General features: G+C 40.5%; 18 protein-coding genes, 9 tRNA genes and 3 rRNA genes. 8 read left to right on the top strand and 22 right to left on the bottom strand.

Annotated elements, in window-relative coordinates; all coding sequences use genetic code 11:
- Positions 1–138: 138 nt before the first annotated feature.
- From lgb_RS09355 to lgb_RS09375, 5 genes are all read right to left on the bottom strand, one after another.
- Positions 139–1092: an L-threonine 3-dehydrogenase gene (locus lgb_RS09355; RefSeq protein WP_019291514.1), complete on the bottom strand. Its 954-nt coding sequence runs from the start codon at positions 1090–1092 to the stop codon at positions 139–141.
- Between the two features lie 66 nt (positions 1093–1158).
- Positions 1159–2349 carry a glycine C-acetyltransferase gene (locus lgb_RS09360; protein WP_064305356.1) on the bottom strand — a complete coding sequence of 397 codons (1191 nt, stop codon included), beginning with the start codon at positions 2347–2349 and terminating at the stop codon, positions 1159–1161.
- Between the two features lie 227 nt (positions 2350–2576).
- Positions 2577–3584 carry a bifunctional threonine ammonia-lyase/L-serine ammonia-lyase TdcB gene (gene tdcB / locus lgb_RS09365; RefSeq protein WP_003133199.1) on the bottom strand — a complete coding sequence of 336 codons (1008 nt, stop codon included), beginning with the start codon at positions 3582–3584 and terminating at the stop codon, positions 2577–2579.
- Positions 3585–3608: 24 nt separating this feature from the next.
- A complete protein-coding gene (locus lgb_RS09370; protein ID WP_019292975.1) occupies positions 3609–4703 on the bottom strand; it encodes an alanine dehydrogenase in 1095 nt (364 codons plus the stop codon).
- 178 nt (positions 4704–4881) lie between these two features.
- Positions 4882–5727: an aldo/keto reductase gene (locus tag lgb_RS09375; protein WP_019292974.1), complete on the bottom strand. Its 846-nt coding sequence runs from the start codon at positions 5725–5727 to the stop codon at positions 4882–4884.
- Between the two features lie 119 nt (positions 5728–5846).
- Here lgb_RS09375 and lgb_RS09380 point away from each other — a divergent pair, with 119 nt between their 5' ends.
- From lgb_RS09380 to lgb_RS09410, 7 genes are all read left to right on the top strand, one after another.
- Positions 5847–6326 (top strand): S-ribosylhomocysteine lyase, encoded by a 480-nt coding sequence (locus lgb_RS09380; RefSeq protein ID WP_019292973.1) that lies wholly within the window; start codon positions 5847–5849, stop codon positions 6324–6326.
- A 14-nt stretch (positions 6327–6340) separates the two neighbouring features.
- Positions 6341–6490, top strand: coding sequence for a hypothetical protein (locus tag lgb_RS09385; RefSeq protein ID WP_014025452.1), 150 nt, complete (start codon positions 6341–6343; stop codon positions 6488–6490).
- The gene (locus lgb_RS09390) at positions 6487–7500 is read left to right on the top strand and encodes a Gfo/Idh/MocA family oxidoreductase (protein WP_019292972.1); all 1014 of its coding nucleotides are present in this window, start codon (positions 6487–6489) and stop codon (positions 7498–7500) included. Before lgb_RS09385 ends, lgb_RS09390 begins: the two co-directional genes overlap by 4 nt.
- 98 nt (positions 7501–7598) lie before the next feature.
- On the top strand, positions 7599–8441 hold the full coding sequence (locus tag lgb_RS09395) for an ABC transporter ATP-binding protein (protein ID WP_019292970.1): 843 nt from the start codon (positions 7599–7601) through the stop codon (positions 8439–8441).
- Positions 8434–9936: an ABC transporter permease/substrate-binding protein gene (locus tag lgb_RS09400; RefSeq protein ID WP_019291508.1), complete on the top strand. Its 1503-nt coding sequence runs from the start codon at positions 8434–8436 to the stop codon at positions 9934–9936. Before lgb_RS09395 ends, lgb_RS09400 begins: the two co-directional genes overlap by 8 nt.
- A 96-nt stretch (positions 9937–10032) precedes the next feature.
- On the top strand, positions 10033–11301 hold the full coding sequence (locus lgb_RS09405) for a BaiN/RdsA family NAD(P)/FAD-dependent oxidoreductase (RefSeq protein WP_019292969.1): 1269 nt from the start codon (positions 10033–10035) through the stop codon (positions 11299–11301).
- An 83-nt stretch (positions 11302–11384) separates the two neighbouring features.
- Positions 11385–11470, top strand: a tRNA-Leu gene (locus lgb_RS09410).
- 271 nt (positions 11471–11741) lie between these two features.
- Here the strand turns inward: lgb_RS09410 and lgb_RS09415 are convergent.
- Together lgb_RS09415 and lgb_RS09420 are read right to left on the bottom strand one after the other, a co-directional pair.
- Positions 11742–11945, bottom strand: a complete 204-nt coding sequence (locus lgb_RS09415) for a hypothetical protein (protein ID WP_019291506.1) — start codon at positions 11943–11945, stop codon at positions 11742–11744.
- 213 nt (positions 11946–12158) lie between these two features.
- Complete coding sequence (locus lgb_RS09420; RefSeq protein WP_227671636.1) at positions 12159–13256, bottom strand: glycosyltransferase family 2 protein; 1098 nt, start codon at positions 13254–13256, stop codon at positions 12159–12161.
- 257 nt (positions 13257–13513) lie between these two features.
- Here lgb_RS09420 and lgb_RS09425 point away from each other — a divergent pair, with 257 nt between their 5' ends.
- A complete protein-coding gene (locus tag lgb_RS09425) occupies positions 13514–14548 on the top strand; it encodes a YdcF family protein (RefSeq protein WP_029345650.1) in 1035 nt (344 codons plus the stop codon).
- A gap of 34 nt (positions 14549–14582) precedes the next feature.
- Here lgb_RS09425 and lgb_RS09430 read toward each other — a convergent pair whose 3' ends face one another.
- The 15 genes from lgb_RS09430 to lgb_RS09500 all read right to left on the bottom strand — a co-directional run bounded on the left by lgb_RS09430 (position 14583) and on the right by lgb_RS09500 (position 24824).
- Positions 14583–15377, bottom strand: coding sequence for a TraX family protein (locus lgb_RS09430; RefSeq protein WP_019292967.1), 795 nt, complete (start codon positions 15375–15377; stop codon positions 14583–14585).
- Positions 15378–15592: 215 nt separating this feature from the next.
- Positions 15593–16762, bottom strand: coding sequence for a class I SAM-dependent rRNA methyltransferase (locus tag lgb_RS09435; RefSeq protein WP_019292966.1), 1170 nt, complete (start codon positions 16760–16762; stop codon positions 15593–15595).
- A 47-nt stretch (positions 16763–16809) separates the two neighbouring features.
- A complete protein-coding gene (locus lgb_RS09440) occupies positions 16810–18006 on the bottom strand; it encodes a phosphoglycerate kinase (protein ID WP_014025460.1) in 1197 nt (398 codons plus the stop codon).
- Positions 18007–18098: 92 nt separating this feature from the next.
- Positions 18099–18584, bottom strand: a complete 486-nt coding sequence (locus tag lgb_RS09445; protein ID WP_019292965.1) for a hypothetical protein — start codon at positions 18582–18584, stop codon at positions 18099–18101.
- 387 nt (positions 18585–18971) lie between these two features.
- Positions 18972–19057 (bottom strand) — tRNA-Leu (locus lgb_RS09450).
- 38 nt (positions 19058–19095) lie between these two features.
- Positions 19096–19167: transfer RNA gene (locus tag lgb_RS09455), tRNA-Gly, on the bottom strand.
- 70 nt (positions 19168–19237) lie between these two features.
- Positions 19238–19310 (bottom strand) — tRNA-Thr (locus lgb_RS09460).
- 11 nt (positions 19311–19321) lie between these two features.
- A tRNA-Leu gene (locus lgb_RS09465) sits at positions 19322–19403 on the bottom strand.
- Positions 19404–19449: 46 nt separating this feature from the next.
- A tRNA-Lys gene (locus lgb_RS09470) sits at positions 19450–19522 on the bottom strand.
- 38 nt (positions 19523–19560) lie between these two features.
- Positions 19561–19633: transfer RNA gene (locus lgb_RS09475), tRNA-Asp, on the bottom strand.
- 2 nt (positions 19634–19635) lie between these two features.
- Positions 19636–19708 (bottom strand) — tRNA-Val (locus tag lgb_RS09480).
- A 4-nt stretch (positions 19709–19712) separates the two neighbouring features.
- Positions 19713–19828, bottom strand: a 5S ribosomal RNA gene (gene rrf, locus lgb_RS09485).
- 198 nt (positions 19829–20026) lie between these two features.
- Positions 20027–22926: ribosomal RNA gene (locus lgb_RS09490) — 23S ribosomal RNA — on the bottom strand.
- Positions 22927–23092: 166 nt separating this feature from the next.
- Positions 23093–23165, bottom strand: a tRNA-Ala gene (locus lgb_RS09495).
- A 110-nt stretch (positions 23166–23275) separates the two neighbouring features.
- Positions 23276–24824, bottom strand: a 16S ribosomal RNA gene (locus lgb_RS09500).
- Together the 16S, 23S and 5S rRNA genes with 8 tRNA genes alongside form the textbook arrangement of a ribosomal RNA operon.
- Between the last annotated feature and the right edge of the window lie 244 nt (positions 24825–25068).

Below are 25068 nucleotides of genomic sequence, written 5' to 3' on the forward strand. Positions count from 1 at the left end.
TCTTTCAAAGATAAATTTTTGATAAGATTAATAATAACAATGCTGACTCCTAACATCAGCATTAGAGAGTAATCTTGTAACCGATTACTCTCTTATTTTAACATAATTTTAGATTTTGTGATGGGATGAACTTAGTTTTTAGCCTTTTAATTTTTCTGTAAGTTTTTCAAGCATTTCTTTCGTCATTGCATCTAAATCATATTTAGGATTGAAGCCCCATTCTTCTTTGGCACAAGTTGCATCGATAGAGTTTGGCCAGCTGTCTGCAATACCTTGACGGACTGGATCTACATCATAATCCATTGTAAAGTCTGGCATGAATTTTTTGATTGACGCAGCAATTTCTTCAGGCTCAAAACTCATCGCAGTAATATTAAAAGCGTTACGGTTTACTAATTTGTCTGCAGGGGCATTCATCAAGTCAACAATAGCATCGATAGCATCAGGCATGTACATCATATCCATCTTTGTTCCTTCAGCGATAAAGCTTGAGTAATGACCATTTTTAATTGCCTCGTAATAAATATCTACAGCATAGTCTGTCGTTCCTCCACCAGGCAATGTTTTATAAGAAATCAAACCTGGGAAACGTACACCACGTGTATCAACACCAAATTTAGTGTAGTAGTAATCACAAAGCAATTCCATAGAAACTTTAGTCACACCGTACATTGTATTCGGACGTTGAATAGTTACTTGAGGTGTGTTGTCCATTGGAGTGCTTGGTCCAAAGGCAGCAATAGATGATGGTGAGAAGTATTGGAGGTTAAGTTCACGCGCTGTTTCTAAGGCATTAACCAAACCACCCATATTCAAATTCCAAGCAAATTGTGGCTTTGCTTCTGCAACAGCTGAAAGAAGTGAAGCCAAGTGGATAATTGTATCCACACCATTATCTTTAGCAATTGCCATCATTTTGTCACGGTCCATGACGTCCAAAATTTCAAAATGTCCGTCAGTCACAACTGGATTACCTTCAACTTCACGTACATCTGTTGCGATAACATTATCAACCCCAAGATCTTTACGAAGACGTTCTGTTAATTCTGATCCGATTTGTCCGAGTGCGCCTGTGATGAGTACTTTTTTCATTATATTTTCTCCAATATATTTGTTGTATGCTTACTTGTAATAGAAAGTTTTTATTGCCCCAAGAAATTAAATCAAGCCGATCTCTTTACCTACTTTGGCAAAAACAGCAACAGCTTCATCTAACATTTCTTTCGTATGCGCTGCTGTAGGCATCGCACGTACACGTCCTGTTCCAAGTGGTACAGTTGGGAATACGATAGGTTTAACATAGACGCCATTTTCAATCAATTTCTTAGAAAACTCTTGTGTTTTTGCTTCATCTCCAAGAATAACTGGTGTGATTGGTGTTTCAGATACACCTGTATCAAAGCCGACTTTTTGTAATTCTTCTTTGAAGTATTTTGCGTTGTCCCAAAGTGTTTCAACATACTCTGGATGATCATGCATTAAGACAAAGGCTTCTTTTGCTGCTGCAGCTGCACCCGGTGTCAATGAAGTTGAGAAAAGGAAAGGACGTCCTTGTGATTTAAGCCAGTCAACCAAAAGTTTTGAGCCCGCTACATAGCCACCTACTACACCAATCGCTTTTGAAAGAGTACCGATTTGGAAGTCAATCTTATCTTGCAAGCCAAAATGTTTTACTGTACCGGCTCCGCCGCCCATAACACCAGAACCATGCGCATCATCAACATAAGTAATCAAATCATATTTTTCAGCGATTTCAACAATTTCTGGCAATTTAGCAACGTCCCCATCCATTGAGAACACACCGTCTGTGATGTACATTACTTTATTGTATTCACCAGACTCAGTCGCTTCTTTTGCTTTTGCTTCAAGGTCAGCCATATCTTGATGCTTAACACGGATAATTTTAGCACCTGAAAGACGACATCCGTCAATAATTGAGGCATGATTTAGTTCATCTGAAAGAATCGCATCACCTTTTTTCATTACGGCGCTAATCGCTCCCATATTACAATTGAAACCTGATTGAAACGCAATCGCGGCTTCTGTGCCTTTAAATTCAGCGATTGTTTTTTCCAATTCAATGTGTATATCTAAAGTGCCGTTGATAGTACGTACTGCACCAGCACCAGCTCCATATTTATCTGTTGCATCTTTTGTTGCTTGAATTAATTCAGGACGTGTCGCAAATCCCAAATAGTTATTTGAAGCAAGGTTAATCATCTTGTTGCCCGCAACTGTAATCTCAGGACCATTAGCGCTATCTAAAACGTCAATTGTGTTGAGCAAACCCTTTTGTTTAAGGTCTCCAAGCCCATTTTCGAGGAACTGTGTTAAAACTTTTGAAGTCATTCTATAACCTTCTTTCAATTTTTAGTTACACGTTTTGTAACCGTCTACAGTAAGTTTAACACTTTTTTTTTACTCATGCAAGAATTTTTTGCACTTTGATTAAATTTTAATTTAAATTACATGTCTTTGTGAATTTCGTGATATCAGAGTAAATTATCTCACGATTAAAAAAAGACTGAACTATACAAAAAAAGACTTTGAAATTCAAAGTCCTTTTGTTTTAAGAATTATTGATCATTGTCATTGGCAATGAGAAAATGATCCACAACATCTTCAATACGGGCCAAGTCAACATTCCCTCCTGAAACGATAGAAACAACTTTTTTGCCTTTCACATAATCATCAACTTTACCTGAAAGAATAGCTGCTGTTGCAAGAGCGCCAGCACCTTCCACCACAATTTTCGTACGTTGAATCAAATCTTTAATGGCTAATTCGATTTCTGCTTCCGTTACAAGAACCATATTATCAACGATTTGATTGACTACTTCAAAAGTCAATTCACCTGGATAAGCCACATGACAGCCATCTGCAATCGTTGGTGCTTCATCATGGTGCACTTTCTTACGTTCTCTAAAAGATGCAGTCATACCATGGCAATTTTCAGCTTGCACACCAATAACTTGGATATTAGGGTTAAAAGATTTCAAGGCAACCGCAACACCTGAAATCAAACCACCACCGCCTACTGGCACCAATACTGTGTCAACATCCCACAGATGATCTAAGATTTCTAGACCGATTGTTCCTTGTCCAGCCATTACTTCTGCATCATCATATGGAGGAATATACGTAATATTATTTTCCTTAGCGTAAGCTTCACAAAAGGCCTTTGAGTCATCAAACTGTTCACCTTCAAGCATTACTTCTGCACCATAGCCACGTGTGGCATCAACCTTAGCTTGAGGTGCACCTTTTGGCATAACAATGATACTCTTGATACCGAGAAGTTTGGAAGTTAAAGCCACACCTTGAGCATGGTTCCCTGCTGAACACGCAATCACTCCACGATCTTTCTCTTCTTGAGATAATTGTGCAATCTTATTGAAAGCGCCACGGAACTTGAATGAGCCTGTTAATTGCATATTTTCAAGTTTCAAGTAAACTTCGCCACCTGTTTTAGCAGTCAAGAACATTGACTGAATCAAGGGTGTTTCACGTGCATATTGTTTAACAGTGTTTTGAGCTTTTTTAATATCTTTAATTGTAATTGGCAGATTTGCTAAATTTGGCATAATTCTTTTTCCTTAGATTTCTTTTTAGAGTTCCGTATAAGTGACATCAATTGAATCAGCAAGTGCTTTAGAAACAACTTTTCCTTTATAAACACTCAAACCAGATAAGAGTTCTTTTGATTTCAGCGCCTCATCTAAGCCTTTGACTGAAATATCCTTAAGGAAAGAGATATTGCCCTGAGCCAAAGCAATTGTCGCTGTACGAGGTGTTGCTCCTGGCATATTTGGCACAGCGTAATGAATTATGCCGTGTTTGATGAAGACTGGATCCGCATGGTTTGTTGCATGATCGATTGTTTCAACAGTTCCTCCTTGGTCAATAGCGATGTCCACGATAACAGAACCTGGTTTCATAGATTTAACCATATATTCTTTGACTAATTTTGGTGGTTTAGCGCCAGGGATTAAGATTGTTGAGATAAAGACATCTGCAAGTTTAATATTTTTTTCCAATGCTTCAGTTGTTGATTTAACGATTTCAACTGTTTTGCCTGCATAGCGTTCTTTAAGTTGGGCGATACGCGCATCACCAAGTTCAATGATAATAACCTTACATCCCAAAGCAACAGCCATATCGGCAGCATTTTCTGCAGCATTACCACCACCGAAGATAACAACTGTACCAGCCTCGATACCTTCAATACCAGGAAGAAGAATTCCTTCCCCTTCATGTTGTTTTTCAAGATAATATTGCCCAATATTAACTGCACGACGTCCCGCAATAGCTGACATTGGTTTAAGCAACTCAAGCACACCATTGATTGAGATATTTTCACCGGAAATAGCTGTTACTCCGACTTCCATCATTTTTTCCACACAAGCTTTATTGGCTGCCAAGTGTAAGAATCCCCAAATAATTTGGCCTGGTTTGAAGTATTTATATTCAGATTCCATTGGTTCTTTGACTTTAACAATCAACTCTGCTTCCCAAGCAGTTTCTGTATCAACGATTTGTCCCCCAGCCGCTTCATAAAGGTCATTTGTAAAACCACAACCTGCACCAGCATTACTATCGACAAGTACTTCATTACCTGCTTCAACGAGAATTTTTACGTTTTCTGGAGTCATCCCTACACGCGCTTCACCTTGTTTTGGGTCTTTAATTACACCAATTTTCATTTTGTTTCTCCTTTGTGAATTCTTTATCAATTAAATGATAGCACTTTCATATCCATTTAGCAATTATAATTGTGAAATAAAACACTTTTTTAACGTTTTATTATTCTTCCTGTCTATATTCTGTCAATTATAAAAAAAGACACTCAAATCTTACAATTTGAATGTCCTTAAATTTATTTTAGTGGTCCACTTCGTCTGGATTGCGTGCCAGACCTGCTTTCCCATGAAGACTGTCAATAAAGGCGATATCTTCTTCGGTCAAATCAAAATCAAAAATATCCGAATTTTCTTTAATACGGCTTGCCGTCACAGACTTAGGTAAAGGAAGATAGCCTTTGTGTAAACTCCAACGTAAAACGACTTGGGCAACTGTTTTACCATATTTATCTGCAATATCCGTCAATTCAGTAACCGCAAAGATTTTACCTGTGCCAAGTGGGCTATAAGCTTCTGTCAAAATATCGTGTGCTTTATTGAAAGCTACAACCTCTTCTTGCTGATCCGAAGGATTAACCATAATTTGGTTGACAACAGGTTTAATTTCAGCAACTTCCAGTAAAGGTTCTAAGTGACGTGGATGGAAGTTAGACACCCCGATAGCTCGAACTTTTTTGTCCCGTACGCCTTCTTCCATTGCTTTCCAAACCGCAGCATTGCGCTCGGCAAAGTTTGGTCGAAACGCTTTTGGATTTGGCCAGTGAATAAGATAAAGGTCCACGTAGTCTAAACCTAGTTTTTCCAAGCTTTCATCTAGTGCTGCTCGGGCATCTTCTGTTGTACCAACAGCCCAAAGCTTTGTTGTAATAAACAAGTCTTCACGAGCAATTCCACTGTCTTTAATCGCGCGTCCCACTGACTCTTCATTGCCATAGACAGCTGCTGTATCAATATGACGATAGCCAACTTCTAAGGCCGTTTTTACAGCTTGATATGCTTCTTCACCATCTTTAGATTGCCATGTTCCAAAACCAACTTTTGGAATTGTCATACCATTTGCGAGAGTGTAAGTTTCTGTAAGTGACATAATTTCTCCTTTTCTTTACTTTCTAGCTTCATTCTATCACTTTACGAGGTCAGACAAAAAAATTTTGGTTCAAAAAATGGTAAAATAGAAGAATACTAAGAATACTGGAGGTAGAAAATATGGCTGAAGTAGAATCATTCCAGCTCGATCACACAAAAGTTTTAGCACCTTACGTGCGCCTAATTGGGACAGAGACTGGTCCTAAAGGTGACATCATCACCAACTTTGATGTCCGTTTTGTGCAACCTAATCACGGTGAAATCCCGACAAGTGGGCTTCATACTATCGAACACTCAATGGCAAGTTTGATTCGTGACCGTATTGATGGCATGATTGACTTTTCTCCTTTTGGATGTCGTACTGGCTTCCATATGATTATGTGGGGCGAACCAACTGCTGAGGAGATTGCTAAAGTGATCACTTCATCTTTGGAAGAGCTCGCAGGAGACAGTTTCACTTGGGATAATGTCCCAGGGGTTGCCGAAAAAGAATGTGGAAATTATCGCGATCACTCATTATTTTCAGCAAAAGAATGGGCGAAGAAAATTTTAAGTGAAGGTATCTCCTCGGATGCTTTCGAACGTCGCCTTATAAAATAGAGAGAAAGAGAACCATGGGAAAGTATCAATTAGATTATAAAGGGCAAGCCTCTGTCCAAAAATTCCACGAAAAAAATTCAAATAAAAAGACAGATAAATTGTCAAAAATCGAAGAATTAAAAAAACAACACCAAGCGAAAAAGAAAAAAGAGAAGAAAGCATGAAAAAGTTAAACATTGCTTATGTTGGTTTTGGGAAGTCCACCAATCGCTATCATATTCCTTATGTTAAAATCCGTGAGCACTTCAACATTGCGCGTATTGTCAACCGTAGCCTAGGCAAACGTCCTGAGCAAGCTATTCTTGAGGCTGAAGGAACTATTTTTTCAACAGACATCAATGATATTATTCAAGATGATTCAATTGATTTAGTCATTGTCGTCACTCCAGGTGCTGCACACTATGAAACCAGTAAAAAACTTTTACTGGGTGGAAAAAACGTTATCTGTGACAAACCGCTAGTAGAAACGTTAGAACAAGCCGAAGAATTAGTTAGTATCGCTCAAGAAAAGAACCTCTTCTTTATGCCTTTCCAAAACCGTCGTTTTGACAGTGATTTTTTGACAATCAAAAAAGTTTTGGATGCGGGTTACTTGGGAGATTTGGTTGACATCACTGTAACCATGGATCATTATCGCCCTAAAGATGCGACTTCTGGTAAGAACTTTGACGGCGCCTGGTATGGTCATGGTGTACACATGGTTGACCAAATGGTTTCACTCTTTGGACAGCCAAAAGATGTACAATACGATATTCGTTCAACACGCGATTCAAATGCTGTAGATGATTACTTCTCTGTAAACTTGCTTTACACCGATTTCCGAGCAACAGTTCAAGCCACTGAACTGGCTGCACTCAAACGTCCCAAATGGGTGCTCTATGGTTCTAGAGGAACTTTAATTAAAGAAAACGTTGACCAACAGGAAAATGATTTGAAGGTGGGAATCTTCCCGGGAAGTGACGGGTTTGGGGCCGATGCACCGCAAGATTTTGCTCAATTGACATACTACAATCAAAATGGCGATCGTATTGAAAAGTCAATTCCTACGGTTTCAGGCGATTATGGTCGTGTCTATGATGCAGCTTATGAGTCACTCGTGAATGGAGCTGAAAAACTCGTTTCGGATGAGCAAATTTTGACAGTTATTGAAACTTTAGAAAATGGCTTTAAATAAAAAAGTCCTCTTTGAGGGCTTTTTCTATACCCTTCCATCCACAAAAATAGCAATCCATTTCCTGAAAGAACTGAAAGATAAAATGTTAAAATGACACTATGACTATTACATTTAAAAATGTCACTAAAAAATACGGAGACAAAGCCGTACTTTCAGATATCAACTTATCCATTGAAAGTCACGAGTTTTTTGTCCTCGCAGGCTCTTCTGGTGGCGGAAAAACAACATTACTCAAGATGGTTAACCGGCTCATCGAACCCAATGAAGGGCAGGTCCTCATTGATGATCAAGATATTCAAACAATTAACTTAAGAGACTTGCGTCTTCAAATAGGATATGTGCTTCAACAAATTGCGCTCTTTCCTAACATGACCGTTTTAGAAAATATTGGTATCATCCCGACAATGAAAGGTTGGAGCAAAAGAGAAACGCGTGAGCGCGTACTCGAACTCCTTCCTTTAGTGGGTCTAGATGCTGAAAAGTACCTTAACCGATACCCTCATGAACTTTCTGGTGGTGAAGCACAACGGATTGGTATTTTGCGTGCTATCGCCTGTAAACCAAAGATTATTTTAATGGACGAACCTTTCTCCGCTCTGGATCCTATCTCTCGTAAACAGCTACAGGAACTGGTCAAAGATTTGCAGAAAACCTTAAAAATCACAACAGTTTTTGTTACCCACGATATGTCTGAAGGAATGGCGATGGCTGACCGTATCGCAATTCTCAAAGACGGCGAACTTCAACAGGTGGGACGTCCCCAAGAAATTTTAAATGCCCCAGCAAATACTTTTGTGGCGGACTTCTTCACTGATTATCAGCAAGACTTGTCTCAATATAAATTAAAAAATCTTGAACAAGTCCTTGCAACTCATGATTTTTCGGAAGAAACGCCTTTGGGGGAAATCTTAAATAGTCTGGAGGACGATGCTCATGAATAATTTGATTTCTACCTTTCAACAGCAAGAGCACCAGTTTTGGCTTGCTCTTCTAGAGCATATCCAAATTTCCTTGGTTTCTCTTTTTATCGCTATTTTAATCGCTCTTCCCCTTGCTTTACTTTTAAGACGTTACCCCAAAATTGCTGAGCCAGTACTGCAACTTACCGGAATTTTCCAAACGATTCCAAGTTTGGCCTTACTTGGATTATTGATTCCTTTTATTGGGATTGGTTCTTTGCCAGCTATTGTCGCATTAGTTGTCTACGCTCTTTTTCCTATTATTCAAAACACCTATACCGGTCTTCAGCAAATTGATCAGTCTTTAATTGAAGCAGCAACTGCTTTTGGGATGAACCGACGAGAGCGCTTGATGAAGTTTGAGCTGATACTTGCTCTTCCCTTTATTATGGCTGGTATTCGTACAAGTGCTGTCATGATTATTGGGACAGCAACTTTAGCTGCACTTATTGGAGCAGGCGGACTCGGAAACTTCATCCTCTTGGGCATTAACTCCAATGATGTTAACCTTATCCTGATTGGAGCGATTTCTTCTGCTTTATTGGCCGTTATTTTCTCAACCTTACTCCGCTTCTTGGAAAAAGCAAAAATTCGGACCATTCTGATTAGTTTCTTTGCTGGTCTTTTACTCTTGCTAGGGTCGTATTATCAACCTCAATCCAATACTCATCCACAGATTACCATTGCTGGAAAGCTCGGAGCTGAGCCGACACTTTTGATAAATATGTACAAGGAAGTCATTGAAAAGAACAGTGATATCGAAGTCACACTCAAGTCCAACTTTGGAGATACAACTTTCCTTTACAATGCTTTAAAATCCAATAAAATTGATATTTATCCTGAATTTTCTGGAACAGTCTTAACGACATTCTTGAAAAAAAACACAACCTCCACCGATCCCAAAAAAGTTTACGAAGAAGCACGCACAGGTATTGCTAAACTTGATAACTTTGCCTATCTTACACCTATGGAATTTCAGGATACTTATGCTTTAGCTGTGAAAAATAGCTACGCCCAGAAACATCACCTTAAAAATATTTCTGATCTCCAAGGGCTTCCTTCAGTTAAAGCTGGCTTTGACTTAGAATTCGCACACCGCCAAGATGGCTATATTGGCATTCAAAGTTTATATGGACTAAATTTTGATGTGAAGACAATGCAAACAAGTTTGATCTACAATGCCTTGAATAGTGATAGCATTGATTTAGCCCAAGTTTATTCCACAGACAGTCAAATCAAACAATATGAACTGACCGTCCTGAATGATGATAAAAATCTTTTCCCACCATATCAAGCAGCTCCTTTGATGAATAAAAATCTCCTTAAGAAATACCCCCAATTGGAGCAAATTTTAAACCGACTTTCAGGAAAAATTACCAATCAGGAAATGATTGATATGAATTACGCCGTCAATGTTGAGCAAAAAGATCCTGCTGCCGTGGCACATGACTTTTTAGTGAAACACAGTTTGATTTAAAGGTTGAGCTTAAGAACTCTTACATAAGGGTTCTTTTTATATATTTCATAAGCGAGCGCAAGAAATCAGCACCTGAAACTATGCTATAATGAAGTTATGAAAAAATATGATGTAATCGTTGTTGGAGCCGGACCTTCGGGTATGATGGCAGCAATAGCTGCTGCAGAAAATGGTGCACATACAGCTTTAATTGATAAGAACAAAAAAGTAGGAAAAAAACTGTTGATGACGGGAGGCGGACGATGTAACGTTACCAACAGCCATTCGGTGGACGAAATTATCACCCATGTCCCTGGAAATGGCCGCTTCTTGCACAGTGCTTTTGCTCAATTTTCAAACTTAGATATTATTGACTTCTTTGAAAAAAATGGTATTCCACTCAAGGAGGAAGACCATGGTCGAATGTTTCCTGTAACCGATAAATCTCGAACAATTGTTGAGGGCCTTTTCAGTAAAATAGAGGAGCTTCATGTGGACTATTTTCCAAACGCTGCTGTAACTGAACTCAATATAGAACATGGTGCTATTACAGGACTTGAAACAGAAACAGATAGCTTCACAGCCTCCTGTGTTGTCTTATCTACTGGCGGACGCGCCTATCCCTCGACAGGTTCCACTGGTGACGGTTATAAATTAACACGAAGTGCTGGTCATACAATCACAACACTTTATCCGACAGAATCCCCATTAATTTCTTCTGAAACATTTATTAGTGAGAAAACTTTACAAGGTATCTCTCTTCGAGATATCCGATTAAGTGTACTTAATGCTAAAGGGAAAATCATCATTGAACATCAAATGGACCTGCTCTTCACGCACTTTGGTCTCAGTGGCCCTGCAGCACTTCGCTGTTCTAGCTTTATCAACCAAGAACTAGCTAAAGGCGCAGAAAGTGTGACTGTCCAGCTGGACAGCTTCCCTGACATATCTGTAGCACAACTCTTAAACGACTTGAAAAATACTGCGCGTGACAATGGCAAGGCTGTTAAAAATGCTTTTGCAGCGCTCACGCAGGAACGCTATTTACTTTTCTTACTGGATAAAGTTCAAATCGACGCAGATATACCTGCAAAGCAATTGACCGAAAAACAGTTGGAGAAATTTTCTCATATCCTTAAAGCATTTCCAATCCAAATCGATAAAACTTTTCCGATTGAAAAATCTTTTGTCACTGGTGGAGGCGTTCAACTTAAAGAAATTAATCCAAAGACAATGGAAAGTAAATTAACAGCCGGTCTATATATGACTGGGGAATTGCTCGATATTAACGGTTATACGGGTGGCTATAATATCACTTGTGCTTTTGTGACTGGTCATGTAGCAGGTACCCATGCTGCAGAAATGGCCTCTTATATGAAATACTGAACATATTTTATAGAAACATCTAAAAGTTAAGTTCATTCTTGCATTCTTTCTCGTGAAATGGTATTATATTAAAGTACCAATTCGCGGAAGTGGCGGAATTGGCAGACGCGCAGGATTAAGGATCCTGTGGCCTATCTTGGCTGTGCGGGTTCAAGTCCCGCCTTCCGCATCTATATAAGAATTTAAGCACCAGTCTTACAAGACAGGTGCTTTTCTTTTTTTATTGCTAAGCATGCTACAGTGGACAATGGATAAAAATATAGATACAAAAATAAACCACAACCTTGATTAGGCTGTGGTTTTAAATTAGAAATTAAAAAACTTTTCATATTTTTTCTTCGAAAAAGAAGCCTCTTAATCTTGAACAATTGCTGTATACACCTAAATTTTGTCATTCAAATTTGATTACCTATGAGTATTGCCAAGATAATGCAATCTAATTAATATGAAGGTTTTTCTGTAATCGTTGCTGCCAATTCTACCAATGCTAACACTGGTTTACCTCTAAGCGTAAGGTAGAGCTTTCTTGTGCCTTTTTCATCATTAATGAGGAAATGTAAACCAACGCCTGATACAAATTTCAGAATATGGAAGACGATACCAATATTAATGAAATAAGAAACGATAATCAAGAAGTTTTGCATATTATTTCCTCACTTTTATTGTTTTTGTTTATCTGCGTAATTTATTATATATAAAAGTAATATAGATTACAAAAGATATGCAAATCATTTTAAACATTTCTTTTGCATTACTTGGAAATAACTAAAAAACGCTAAACTATGACTAGTTTATGCGTTAATATTTAGATAATTTGTAACAAATCAGCTGTGGCCTGTCGTTTTCCCCCCTCTTTTTTAAGTGTGCTTCCATTTCATATCTTTACCTGTCAGGAAAGACCATAGAGCCGCGGCATAGAAAATCAAGAGAAAGATGGCATAGACAATTTCGGGGAAATAACTGAGTGCCACAAGGCGACATTTCCAGCCTTGATCCCAAACGGTAGTCACTTGAACGAAGAGATAAAGTATGAGAAGTACGATAGAAGTTATTCTAGACCATCCCAAAACCGCTCCCTCACTAAGCACTACCTGAATCAAATAAATCGTAAAGGCAAAAAGAACAATCGGAGTGATAGCAAGCGCCATATACAGCCCGATTTGTTGCACCCAATAAATCATCCGCATCCAAGGTGGCATTTTTCTGCCATATTCTTTAATATTTTGTAAAGCACCAATATACCAGCGTTTACGCTGATGGTAAAGCGAGTTATAATCTTCCATAACATCAGTTATGGACTTCACACCTACATGAGGTACTGAAAAGCCTAAAACGAGGATAGCCAAAGTCAGCTCATTATCCTCTGTCATGCTATCGACATCATAGTAGCTTTCCCCCTCTGGTAATAGCTTACCTTCTAAACGTGCTCCCTTAATTTCTTTGAGAACATCCCAACTAATCAAGCTAGCTGTTCCTGACAAAACATAAACTTCAGCTCTTTTGTGAACTAAGCGGGCAAAGCGAGCAAATTCCATTTGTTGTAAAATCCCAAGTAAGTTGGTTGAATTACGTCCAACAAAGATAGAACTGACCCCACCCACACGCGCTTCTTCTATCATTTTTTTCTCAGCTTTTTCGATGAAATCAGGCTCTATCATCGTATCCGCATCCATAACTAAAACAGCAGAGCGTTGAGCATCTAATGTCGGAGAAAGTTTTTCTAGTGCCCAGTTAAGTGCACCTGCTTTTTTCTTCTCATTTTTCCCTGGCATAACCAAAACTTCTGCCCCAGCGGCCATAGCTTCTACAGAGGTCAAATCCGTTGTGTTATTGGGTACGACAAAGATGCGATCAGGTAATCTCGTTTGTTCATAAATGCTGCTTACCGCTTCTCCTATACTCCCCGCTTCATTCCATGCGGGAATCATTACAACGATATATAGCGTTTCCTCCATAAGAAAAAGTCCCTTCATTCTGTACGATCTGTTTGAACAATTATAAACATTACTTTTAAGTAACTAAGATAACAAACATATATCCATTGTAATATTTTTCTTAGTAAATTCAAAACATCTTCCCAGCATATGGACTTTTCTTAGGCAATTTTAAGTTTTTGTTTCTCACAGTAGTCCTTAGCGTCAGCGAGTAATACAAAATACTAGTTTACCAAGGCGCGAACATGGTATACTAATTTTATCTATTGGAGGACTTTATGCTATATCTACTCTTTTTTCTCGCTATTTCTGGGATAGGCTATTTGCTAATAAAATTTAAAGATCGCAGTATCTTGGGCGGGCTGCTTTTTGCTGCTGGGTTGATTCTCTCATTTTTCACCCTTTTAATTCTTGGACTCGTTTTCCTTGATAAAACCTCCTCTCATGGTTCAATGCTTGCTTTAGCAATTTTTTATTTACTTCTCCCTCTCATCTTTTTAGCTGTATGCATCTATCTCATTTTCAATTCACAAACGATGCGTACTAAAGAAGGAAAAAGTTTAACTGCAAAGCTCTCCGCTGCCATGGGCTTAAATTTAATCATCAGTTTCCCTCTTTTTCTATTTTTAATCACGGGTATGTTCAAACTACCACTTTTTCTGGATATAATTTTGTTATTTATCCTCTTACTTGATTTAATACTGTCCTTCATCTTTATTGCTTACCTCTTTTATTCTTGGATGTACCAGATGCTGCCGCTTAAAAAGCATATTGACTATATTATTGTACTTGGGTCTGGTATTTCTAGTGAAGACGTTCCACCGCTTCTAAAAAGCCGTTTGGACAAAGGGATTGAATATTTCTACAAAAATCCGAATGCGAAATTTGTTGTGAGTGGTGGGCAAGGTGCTGATGAGCCTGTTTCTGAAGCTTATGCTATGCGTAAATACCTCCTCTCTCAGCATATTCCTGAAAATATGATTATTTTAGAAGATCAATCAACTACAACTTATGAAAATATGCTTTTTTCAAAACAGCTTATTGAAGAAGATTGGCTCACAAGATTTGAGGGTGGCCACCCAGCGCCAAGTATTATCTTTTCAACCAATAATTATCATGTACTCCGTGCACGTTTATATGCCCGTAGAGTGCATCTTAAGGCTGAAGGGGTTGGTGCACCAACAGCACTTTATTTCTTACCCACAGCCCTCATACGTGAATACGTGGCCCTCTTATCACACAATAAAATATGGGTTATGAGCCTCATTGGTTTTGTTTTCTTCGCTTTATTATATAGCTTTTTACCAATATAAAAACACACGGTTAATGAATGACCGTGTGTTTTTGTTATACTACACCTACCAAGGCATAACGTAAGATGTACAGAATAAGCAAATGTGCGGGATAAAAATAATAGAAAAGATCTCTTTGCCACTGTGCGCCATTGCCGCCACGTTGACCATTGTAGAGATAAATGAAAGGTAAAACAGTAATAATCATAAATTCATTTGAAAAACTGAGTACCTGGTAAAGCGTACCTGCTGCACTGCCTGTAAAATAGCCCACCAAACTCCATATAAGCAAAAGAAGACTAAAAGTAATAATCCCTGCTGAAATTTTTGCCCATCTTCTTCGGAAAAAATAGAAAATGAGGACCAATACAAGCTCATATGGGCCACCCTCACTCAACAGGATAAGGGGCAAAAGTAATATAATGACTAAACTATATGAAAAGCACTTAAGCTTCGTCCCTTGATTTTTACGAATAATATCAATTGCCCAGATTAAAGCAAATAAGAGCGCCAGCGTCATGAAAATATTTTGACCTGCAAGAAGTAAAAATATATCAAATTGCCCATATGGGTCCTCAAAACTGCTCCGTGTCATCAAGTTGAAGCTAATATTGATGGCATACATTAGTAGACCACCACCTAGAAGCCTTAAAAAATATTTTTTTCGACTTCTTGTATAATGAAAGCCTTCGACCATCATAAAGACAAATAGAGGTGCGACAAATCTCCCTAAAAAGCCTATCCAGGTAGGTAAGCCCAAATAACTTCCAAGATAAATGTTAATATGGTCGATAACCATAAATACTATACCTATAATTTTTAAATCATAGCTAGAAAAAATTTTTTTCATACTCTGTTCTCCCTTATTTGTGAAACAGATTTTCTAGAAGAAACCAGCCTAGATGAAGATAGTTAAGAATCAAGAGAACTACTTTTACTGAGACGGCTTTTTTTAAAAAAACTGATACCTTTTTATTATAAAGGAGAATTGTACATCCTCTCTTACATTTCAGTAATTTATGGCTTATTAAAAAACTGCTGGAGCAACTTTCCAACAGTTTTTTCTTATTTTTTGATTTGAATAAACAAGACTTTCAAATAATCACCTTCCGGGAAAGAAGAAGCCACCTTGAAGTCGGCAGGCAAGTGCTCTTCCTGAAAAATATCAAATTTAACTTTTTTATTTTTCAGAGCCTGTTCTACCATTGTACGGAATTTCTCACGGCTAACATTAGCAGCATTTGTAGACGCAATCAAAAGTCCTTCTTTATTTAAAATATCGATTGATTCTTGAACGAGTTCCCCATAATTCTTTGCCACCGAAAAAGTTTTCTTCTTGTTGCGAGCAAAGCTTGGTGGATCTAAAACTACAACATCATAACTTAATTCTTTTTTCTTGGCATAATTAAAATAGCCAAAAACATCCATAACATAGATACGTTGACTCTCTGAATCAATGCCATTCATTGTAAATTGTTCTCGCGTTTTATCCAAAGAACGTTTGGCCAAATCTACTGAGGTTGTCTGACTTGCTCCTCCAAACGCTGCTGCAACCGAAAAAGCGCCTGTATAACTAAACATATTAAGAAGAGTCTTACCGGCCACTAAACCATTTGCTAAAGTACCACGCACTTCTTTCTGATCTAAGAAAATCCCTGTCATCAGCCCTTCATTCATATATGTTGCATAGGTCACACCATTTTCCTTAACGGCCAATGGTTCTGGGGCAATTTCTCCGCCTATATGTCGCGTTTCAAAACTTAGTCCATCAAAACGAATTTTTTCATAAATTCCTTTGATTTCAGGATAAACAGAGCGAAAGGCAGCTATAATGTCTGTACTTTGCGTATAAATAAAAGGATTGTACCAGCTAAAAACAGCATAATCAGCATAATAATCAACAGTTATACCGCCTAAGCCATCGCCTTCACCATTAAAAATCCGGAAAGCTGTTGTTAGGTCATCTTGGAAAAAAGAAAGACGTGCGCGCTTAGCTTCCTCAAACTTCTTTTCATAGAAACGCTGATTTATATCCTCTGGGATTTGACTTAAAAGCCAACCAGCGCCTTTATTTTGCTTCGATAAATAGCCTCTTCCTAAAAAGTTTTCTTTTTCATCAACAAAGTCAATAAACCCATCTTCCTGTGGAGTAGACTTTAAATCTTCGGCAACAATTAAGGGAAAAGCGCGACGAAGCTTAAGTGCAGCCTGCTTTTTTACTGTGATTTTCTTCATAGTATTATTGTATCAAAAAAACAGACCATGGTCTGTTTTTTATTGCATTATTTTTCTGTAAGAGCATCAAGTCCTGGAAGAACTTTACCTTCGAGAAGTTCCATAGAAGCACCACCACCTGTAGAGATCCATGAGAATTTATCTGCACGGCCAAGGTTGATTGCTGCAGCTGCTGAGTCACCACCACCGATGATTGATTTTACACCTGGTTGAGCAATGATAGCATCCATAACACCAATAGTACCTGCTTGGAAATCAGGGTTTTCGAAGACACCCATAGGACCGTTCCAAACAACTGTTTTAGCACCTTCAAGCTCTTTAGCAAAACGTTCAACTGATTTAGGACCAGCATCAAGGCCAAGGAAACCTGCATCGACTGCTTCACCTTCAGTATCTTTCACTTCAGTGTAACCAGCAAAAGCATTTGCTTCTTTTGAGTCTACTGGCAAGATAAGTTTACCGTCTGCTTTTTCAAGCAATTCTTTTGCCAAGTCAAGTTTGTCTTCTTCAACCAAAGAATCACCGATTTCGATACCTTGTGCTTTGAAGAATGTGTACGCCATACCACCACCGATGATAACTTTGTCTGCTTTACCAAGCAAGTTTTCAATAACACCGATTTTATCTGAAACTTTTGAACCACCAAGGATCGCTACGAATGGGCGAACTGGGTTTTCAACAGCTTCTTGGATGTAAGCAATTTCGTTTTCAAGCAAGAAACCAGCTACTGCTTTATCCACGTTAGCAGAAATACCTACGTTTGAAGCGTGCGCACGGTGAGCAGTACCAAATGCATCATTTACGAAGATACCGTCTCCAAGTGAAGCCCAGTATTTACCAAGTTCAGGGTCATTTTTAGATTCTTTTTTACCATCAACATCTTCAAAACGAGTGTTTTCAACAAGCAAGATATCGCCATCTTTTAATTCAGCAATAGCAGCTTCCAATTCAGCACCACGTGTAGTTCCTGGGAAGACCACTTCTTTGCCCAATTTTTCGCCCAAAGCTGCTGCTACTGGAGCAAGAGATTTACCAGCTTTATCTGCTTCTTCTTTAACACGACCAAGGTGAGAGAAGAGAATTGCACGTCCGCCTTGTTCAAGTACATACTTGATTGTTGGAAGAGCTGCAGTAATACGGTTATCATTAGTAATTACACCATCTTTAAGTGGGACATTGAAGTCCACACGAATAAGAACTTTTTTTCCTTTAAGATCTACATCTTTAACAGTCAATTTTGCCATTTTCTGGAAATCTCCTATAAATTTTTATTTAGTAATAAAGTAATTATATCACAATTTAGGCAAAACTTTCTCTCCAAGCATTATCAATAAACTCACTGCTGTTCATACAATATTTTCGTTATTTTTTCTTTCAAACGATACTTTTCCATACGATGCAATTCATCGCCCGCGAGATAACTTTTCAGGAGCCGTCGGTAACGTAAACTTAAGTTTTCAAAAACTTCTTCAAGTAAACTTCCAGAAATCAGCGTATGTTCTGGACTGGCCGCTTTACCTTTTAAAGCATCCGAATATTCGTATATGTCTAAGCCAGTCCCACAATCAAAACCCCTTTTAAAAGCCCGCTCCCTTCTTTTAATATCAATAAGTCTCTGCTTATAGCGCACCTTAAAATGGCAAAATAAATTCCTTTGTGTCACACCGTCGCTAAGCAAGTCATATAATACCAAGCGCCCTTCCTGCTGATAGTCATCAATCGTCCAAAAATTTATCGGAATTAAACGACTGCTTTTCCACACAATATGTTGGACAGAATGAAATATTTCTTCCAGCTGCTCCATATCTAAATTATGCTCCATCCTTATATTTTTTTCTCCCCTCTAGAATAACTTCCAACTTATCGTAATTTTATTATGTTCCCCCTTCCTTTTGTGATATGCCCTACTCCTATATAGTAGAATACCATAGCTTCAATTAAATACAATTATCAAATTATTTTTATTTTTTAAATTTCTAAAACATAATCGAAATTATGGACATTTTTTAAGTTACAGAATATAAATTGACATTTTATCAAAAAAACTAGAATATTAGCACGTATCTTTTCATCTTAGAGTAATAAATAACAATTCTCTGATATTTAACAAACAAACTTATTTGTCAATAAAATAACTAGGTCACTAACCTAGTTATTAATAAAAAATATATAAAAAAACCAAGAGTCATAAAACTCTTGGTTTGACTGATGCCGAGGACCGGTTTCGAACCGGTACGAAGGTTACCCTTCGCAGGATTTTAAGTCCTGTGCGTCTGCCAGTTCCGCCACCCCGGCAAAATATGGAAAATCCCCCACTAAGGGAGAACTAACAAAGCGAACGACGAGATTCGAACTCGCGACCCCAACCATGGCAAGGTTGTGTTCTACCCCTGAACTACGTTCGCAACGCTTAAAGAAAGAAAAACTTTCTAAATACCTCTAGCTGCACTACACTAGGTCCAACAGTTAAAGGAATGCCGACTACATGATTCGAACACGCGACCCTCTGATTACAAATCAGATGCTCTACCAACTGAGCTAAGTCGGCTATAAAAGAAATGCGGATGAAGGGACTTGAACCCCCACGCCCTAAAGCACTAGAACCTAAATCTAGCGTGTCTGCCAATTTCACCACATCCGCTTGACAAGTTCTTTTACGCTTTATACCTCAACCTATTGTTAAAGTATGACCCGTGCTGGGCTCGAACCAGCGACCCTTTGATTAAAAGTCAAATGCTCTACCAACTGAGCTAACGAGTCTATTTCTTTTATTACCTTTCAAGTCTATCAACTTGAAACGGTTCCGACGGGAATCGAACCCGCGATCTTCGCCGTGACAGGGCGACGTGATAACCGCTACACTACGGAACCTATGGGAGTTAACGGGATCGAACCGCTGACCCTCTGCTTGTAAGGCAGATGCTCTCCCAGCTGAGCTAAACTCCCAATCACTTGGCATTTACCCTATCTCGCAGGGGGCAACCCCCAACTACTTCCGGCGTAATAGGACTTAACTTCTGTGTTCGACATGGGAACAGGTGTATCTCCTATGCAATGAATACCAAATCATGGTCTAGTGCTTTTAGAGACGTTTTGACCTGTAGAAAATTAGGAAGTTGTGGTTCTGCGTCACACGCAGGTTCTCAACTTATCTATTTTCATAAGGTCAGGCTCTAAAAGCCTAAAGTTGAATGTATTGAACACTCAAAACTAAATAACAATCTCTTGATAAATAAGTAAAGCTGAACTCATATGTTCTATTACTTGGTAAAGTCCTCGAGCTATTAGTACTGGTCCGCTCCATCCCTCGCAGGACTTCCACTTCCAGCCTATCAACCTGATCATCTCTCAGGGCTCTTAATTCATAAAGAATGGGAAATCTCATCTTGAGGTGGGCTTCGCACTTAGATGCTTTCAGCGCTTATCCCTTCCCTACATAGCTACCCAGCGGTGCTCCTGGCGGAACAACTGGTACACCAGCGGTAAGTCCACCCCGGTCCTCTCGTACTAAGGGCAGATCCTCTCAAATTTCCTACGCCCGCGACGGATAGGGACCGAACTGTCTCACGACGTTCTGAACCCAGCTCGCGTGCCGCTTTAATGGGCGAACAGCCCAACCCTTGGGACCGACTACAGCCCCAGGATGCGACGAGCCGACATCGAGGTGCCAAACCTCCCCGTCGATGTGAACTCTTGGGGGAGATAAGCCTGTTATCCCCAGGGTAGCTTTTATCCGTTGAGCGATGGCCCTTCCATGCGGTACCACCGGATCACTAAGCCCTAGTTTCCTACCTGCTCGAGTTGTAGCTCTCGCAGTCAAGCTCCCTTATACCTTTACACTCTACACATGATTTCCAACCATGTTGAGGGAACCTTTGGGCGCCTCCGTTACTCTTTAGGAGGCGACCGCCCCAGTCAAACTGCCCGACAGACACTGTCTCCCACGCCGATTATGCGTGTGGGTTAGAGCAACCATGAAGCAAGGGTAGTATCCCAACAGCGACTCACTTGAAACTAGCGTCCCAAGGTCAAAGTCTCCTACCTATCCTGTACATGCTTCACAGGTACTCAATATCAATCTGCAGTAAAGCTCCATGGGGTCTTTCCGTCCTGTCGCGGGTAACCTGCATCTTCACAGGTACTAAAATTTCACCGAGTCTCTCGTTGAGACAGTATCCAAATCATTACGCCTTTCGTGCGGGTCGGAACTTACCCGACAAGGAATTTCGCTACCTTAGGACCGTTATAGTTACGGCCGCCGTTTACTGGGGCTTCAATTCAGAGCTTCGCCTAAGCTAACCCCTCCTCTTAACCTTCCAGCACCGGGCAGGCGTCACCCCCTATACATCACCTTGCGGTTTAGCAGAGAGCTGTGTTTTTGATAAACAGTTGCTTGGATCTTTTCACTGCGGCTGTATTTCTACAGCACCCCTTCTCCCGAAGTTACGGGGTCATTTTGCCGAGTTCCTTAACGAGAGTTCTCTCGATCACCTGAGGCTACTCGCCTCGACTACCTGTGTCGGTTTGCGGTACGGGTAGTATTGAATTAAACGCTAGAAGATTTTCTTGGCAGTGTGACATCAAGGGCTTCGCAACCGTAGTTGCTTCCCCATCACAGCTCAATGTTAAAGGAAAATGCATTTGACACATTCCACACCTCACTGCTTAGACCAGAATCCATTAACTGGCTCCCTTTAGCCTACTGCGTCCCTCCATCACTAACAATACTAGTACAGGAATATCAACCTGTTGTCCATCGACTACGCCTTTCGGCCTCGCCTTAGGTCCCGACTAACCCAGGGCGGACGAGCCTTCCCCTGGAAACCTTAGTCTTACGGTGGATAAGATTCTCACTTATCTTGCGCTACTCATACCGGCATTCTCACTTGTAATCGCTCCAGCACCCCTCACGGTATACCTTCATCGCTGATTACAACGCTCTCCTACCATTTAATTAATATTAAATCCACAGCTTCGGTAATATGTTTAGCCCCGGTACATTTTCGGCGCAGGGTCACTCGACTAGTGAGCTATTACGCACTCTTTGAATGATAGCTGCTTCTGAGCTAACATCCTAGTTGTCTGTGCAACCCCACATCCTTTTCCACTTAACATATATTTTGGGACCTTAGCTGGTGGTCTGGGCTGTTTCCCTTTCGACTACGGATCTTAGCACTCGCAGTCTGACTGCCGCACATGTGTATTAGCATTCGGAGTTTATCTGAAATTGGTAACCCGAGATGGGCCCCTCATCCAAACAGTGCTCTACCTCCAATACACTTAAATTGCGACGCTAGCCCTAAAGCTATTTCGGAGAGAACCAGCTATCTCCCAGTTCGTTTGGAATTTCTCCGCTATCCACAAGTCATCCAAACACTTTTCAACGTGTCCTGGTTCGGTCCTCCAGTGCGTCTTACCGCACCTTCAACCTGCTCATGGATAGGTCACTAGGTTTCGGGTCTACATCATGATACTAAAGCGCCCTATTCAGACTCGCTTTCGCTACGGCTCCGCCTCTTCAGCTTAACCTCGCATCATAACGTAACTCGCCGGTTCATTCTACAAAAGGCACGCTCTCACCCATTGACGGGCTCGAACTTCTTGTAGGCACACGGTTTCAGGTGCTATTTCACTCCCCTCCCGGGGTTCTTTTCACCTTTCCCTCACGGTACTGGTTCACTATCGGTCATTAAGGAGTATTTAGGCTTGGGAGATGGTCCTCCCGGATTCAAACTGGATTTCGCGTGTCCAGCCCTACTCAGGATACTGCTAGGTATAAAGTCTATTTCAAATACGAGGCTATTACTCTCTTTGGCTTACCTTCCCAGGTAATTCTTCTATAGACTTTAAGTCCACGTTGCAGTCCTACAACCCCAAGAAGCAAGCTTCTTGGTTTGGCCTGTTTCCCGTTCGCTCGCCGCTACTTAGGAAATCGTTTTTACTTTCTCTTCCTGCAGGTACTTAGATGTTTCAGTTCTCTGCGTTACCTTCTCGTAAGCTATGTATTCACTTACGGATACTATGCATAACATAGTGGGTTTCCCCATTCGGAGACCTAGGGATCAATGCGTACTTACTGCTCCCCCTAGAATATCGTCGTTAGTCACGTCCTTCTTCGGCTCTTAATGCCAAGGCATCCACCGTGCGCCCTTATTAACTTTGCCATTAAAACAAGTATAAGTTTTTTCGAACTATTTAAAATAATTCGCAGCTTTACAGAAATGTTTTACCATTTCTCGGTTTATTTATCGTTATAAGATATTGTTATTTAGTTTTCAATGATCAATTCCTATTTTAACGTCTTCGTTGACAAGATACTTCCGTATCTTATGGAGCCTAGCGGGATCGAACCGCTGACCTCCTGCGTGCAAAGCAGGCGCTCTCCCAGCTGAGCTAAGGCCCCTTCTCTCAACGCAATCTTCTCTATCTTGCATCAAAAGACTGCTTGTTTGGTCTTTATAGACCCCTCAAAACTGAATAAAGTAGAACAACATCTTTTTTTATATTCCTTAGAAAGGAGGTGATCCAGCCGCACCTTCCGATACGGCTACCTTGTTACGACTTCACCCCAGTCATCGGTCTTACCTTAGGAAGCGCCCTCCTTGCGGTTAGGCAACCTACTTTGGGTACTCCCAACTTCCGTGGTGTGACGGGCGGTGTGTACAAGGCCCGGGAACGTATTCACCGCGGCGTGCTGATCCGCGATTACTAGCGATTCCGACTTCATGCAGGCGAGTTGCAGCCTGCAATCCGAACTGAGAATGGTTTTAAGAGATTAGCGCACCCTCGCGGGTTGGCGACTCGTTGTACCATCCATTGTAGCACGTGTGTAGCCCAGGTCATAAGGGGCATGATGATTTGACGTCATCCCCACCTTCCTCCGGTTTATCACCGGCAGTCTCACTAGAGTGCCCAACTTAATGATGGCAACTAGTAATAAGGGTTGCGCTCGTTGCGGGACTTAACCCAACATCTCACGACACGAGCTGACGACAACCATGCACCACCTGTATCCCGTGTCCCGAAGGAACTCCTTATCTCTAAGGATAGCACGAGTATGTCAAGACCTGGTAAGGTTCTTCGCGTTGCTTCGAATTAAACCACATGCTCCACCGCTTGTGCGGGCCCCCGTCAATTCCTTTGAGTTTCAACCTTGCGGTCGTACTCCCCAGGCGGAGTGCTTAATGCGTTAGCTGCGCTACAGAGAACTTATAGCTCCCTACAGCTAGCACTCATCGTTTACGGCGTGGACTACCAGGGTATCTAATCCTGTTTGCTCCCCACGCTTTCGAGCCTCAGTGTCAGTTACAGGCCAGAGAGCCGCTTTCGCCTCCGGTGTTCCTCCATATATCTACGCATTTCACCGCTACACATGGAATTCCACTCTCCTCTCCTGCACTCAAGTCTCCCAGTTTCCAATGCACACAATGGTTGAGCCACTGCCTTTTACATCAGACTTAAGAAACCACCTGCGCTCGCTTTACGCCCAATAAATCCGGACAACGCTTGGGACCTACGTATTACCGCGGCTGCTGGCACGTAGTTAGCCGTCCCTTTCTGGTTAGATACCGTCACTTAAGTAATTTTCCACTCTACTTAACGTTCTTCTCTAACAACAGAGTTTTACGATCCGAAAACCTTCTTCACTCACGCGGCGTTGCTCGGTCAGGGTTGCCCCCATTGCCGAAGATTCCCTACTGCTGCCTCCCGTAGGAGTCTGGGCCGTGTCTCAGTCCCAGTGTGGCCGATCACCCTCTCAGGTCGGCTATGTATCATCGCCTTGGTAGTCCTTTACACTACCAACTAGCTAATACAACGCGGGATCATCAAGTAGTGAAGCAATTGCTTCTTTCAAATAAGAATCATGCGATTCTCATTGTTATGCGGTATTAGCGTTCGTTTCCAAACGTTGTCCCCCGCTACTCGGCAGATTTCCCACGCGTTACTCACCCGTTCGCCGCTCTTCATAAAAATAGCAAGCTATCTTTAATCATCGCTCGACTTGCATGTATTAGGCACGCCGCCAGCGTTCGTCCTGAGCCAGGATCAAACTCTCATTTAAATTTAGTTCATCAAATGAACTGGCTGTTGTTTTGTCTTTCATTATTGAATTGACAGTTGGTATACAAGAAGTTAACTTCTCGCATATAGTCATTCTACTTTATTCAGTTTTCAAAGGTCTATCGCTCTCGTAAGAGATACGCTCTCTCGCGACAACTATTATATTCTATCAAACTCAATTTGTTCTGTCAAGAATAAACTGTGATTTTTCTCCCTTTTTTTTACACTCGTTCGGAAAACCCCGC

The organism is Lactococcus petauri, from assembly GCF_023499275.1.
Taxonomy (GTDB): Bacteria; Bacillota; Bacilli; order Lactobacillales; family Streptococcaceae; genus Lactococcus; species Lactococcus petauri.

Excerpts from the sequence above, each read along its gene's own strand:
- lgb_RS09355 (WP_019291514.1), bottom strand. The coding sequence starts at position 1,092 with ATGAAAAAAGTACTCATCACAGGCGCACTCGGACAAATCGGATCAGAA.
- lgb_RS09360 (WP_064305356.1), bottom strand. The coding sequence starts at position 2,349 with ATGACTTCAAAAGTTTTAACACAGTTCCTCGAAAATGGGCTTGGAGAC.
- tdcB (WP_003133199.1), bottom strand. The coding sequence starts at position 3,584 with ATGCCAAATTTAGCAAATCTGCCAATTACAATTAAAGATATTAAAAAA.
- lgb_RS09370 (WP_019292975.1), bottom strand. The coding sequence starts at position 4,703 with ATGAAAATTGGTGTAATTAAAGACCCAAAACAAGGTGAAGCGCGTGTA.
- lgb_RS09375 (WP_019292974.1), bottom strand. The coding sequence starts at position 5,727 with ATGTCACTTACAGAAACTTACACTCTCGCAAATGGTATGACAATTCCA.
- lgb_RS09380 (WP_019292973.1), top strand. The coding sequence starts at position 5,847 with ATGGCTGAAGTAGAATCATTCCAGCTCGATCACACAAAAGTTTTAGCA.
- lgb_RS09385 (WP_014025452.1), top strand. The coding sequence starts at position 6,341 with ATGGGAAAGTATCAATTAGATTATAAAGGGCAAGCCTCTGTCCAAAAA.
- lgb_RS09390 (WP_019292972.1), top strand. The coding sequence starts at position 6,487 with ATGAAAAAGTTAAACATTGCTTATGTTGGTTTTGGGAAGTCCACCAAT.
- lgb_RS09395 (WP_019292970.1), top strand. The coding sequence starts at position 7,599 with ATGACTATTACATTTAAAAATGTCACTAAAAAATACGGAGACAAAGCC.
- lgb_RS09400 (WP_019291508.1), top strand. The coding sequence starts at position 8,434 with ATGAATAATTTGATTTCTACCTTTCAACAGCAAGAGCACCAGTTTTGG.
- lgb_RS09405 (WP_019292969.1), top strand. The coding sequence starts at position 10,033 with ATGAAAAAATATGATGTAATCGTTGTTGGAGCCGGACCTTCGGGTATG.
- lgb_RS09415 (WP_019291506.1), bottom strand. The coding sequence starts at position 11,945 with ATGCAAAACTTCTTGATTATCGTTTCTTATTTCATTAATATTGGTATC.
- lgb_RS09420 (WP_227671636.1), bottom strand. The coding sequence starts at position 13,256 with ATGGAGGAAACGCTATATATCGTTGTAATGATTCCCGCATGGAATGAA.
- lgb_RS09425 (WP_029345650.1), top strand. The coding sequence starts at position 13,514 with ATGCTATATCTACTCTTTTTTCTCGCTATTTCTGGGATAGGCTATTTG.
- lgb_RS09430 (WP_019292967.1), bottom strand. The coding sequence starts at position 15,377 with ATGAAAAAAATTTTTTCTAGCTATGATTTAAAAATTATAGGTATAGTA.
- lgb_RS09435 (WP_019292966.1), bottom strand. The coding sequence starts at position 16,762 with ATGAAGAAAATCACAGTAAAAAAGCAGGCTGCACTTAAGCTTCGTCGC.
- lgb_RS09440 (WP_014025460.1), bottom strand. The coding sequence starts at position 18,006 with ATGGCAAAATTGACTGTTAAAGATGTAGATCTTAAAGGAAAAAAAGTT.
- lgb_RS09445 (WP_019292965.1), bottom strand. The coding sequence starts at position 18,584 with ATGGAGCATAATTTAGATATGGAGCAGCTGGAAGAAATATTTCATTCT.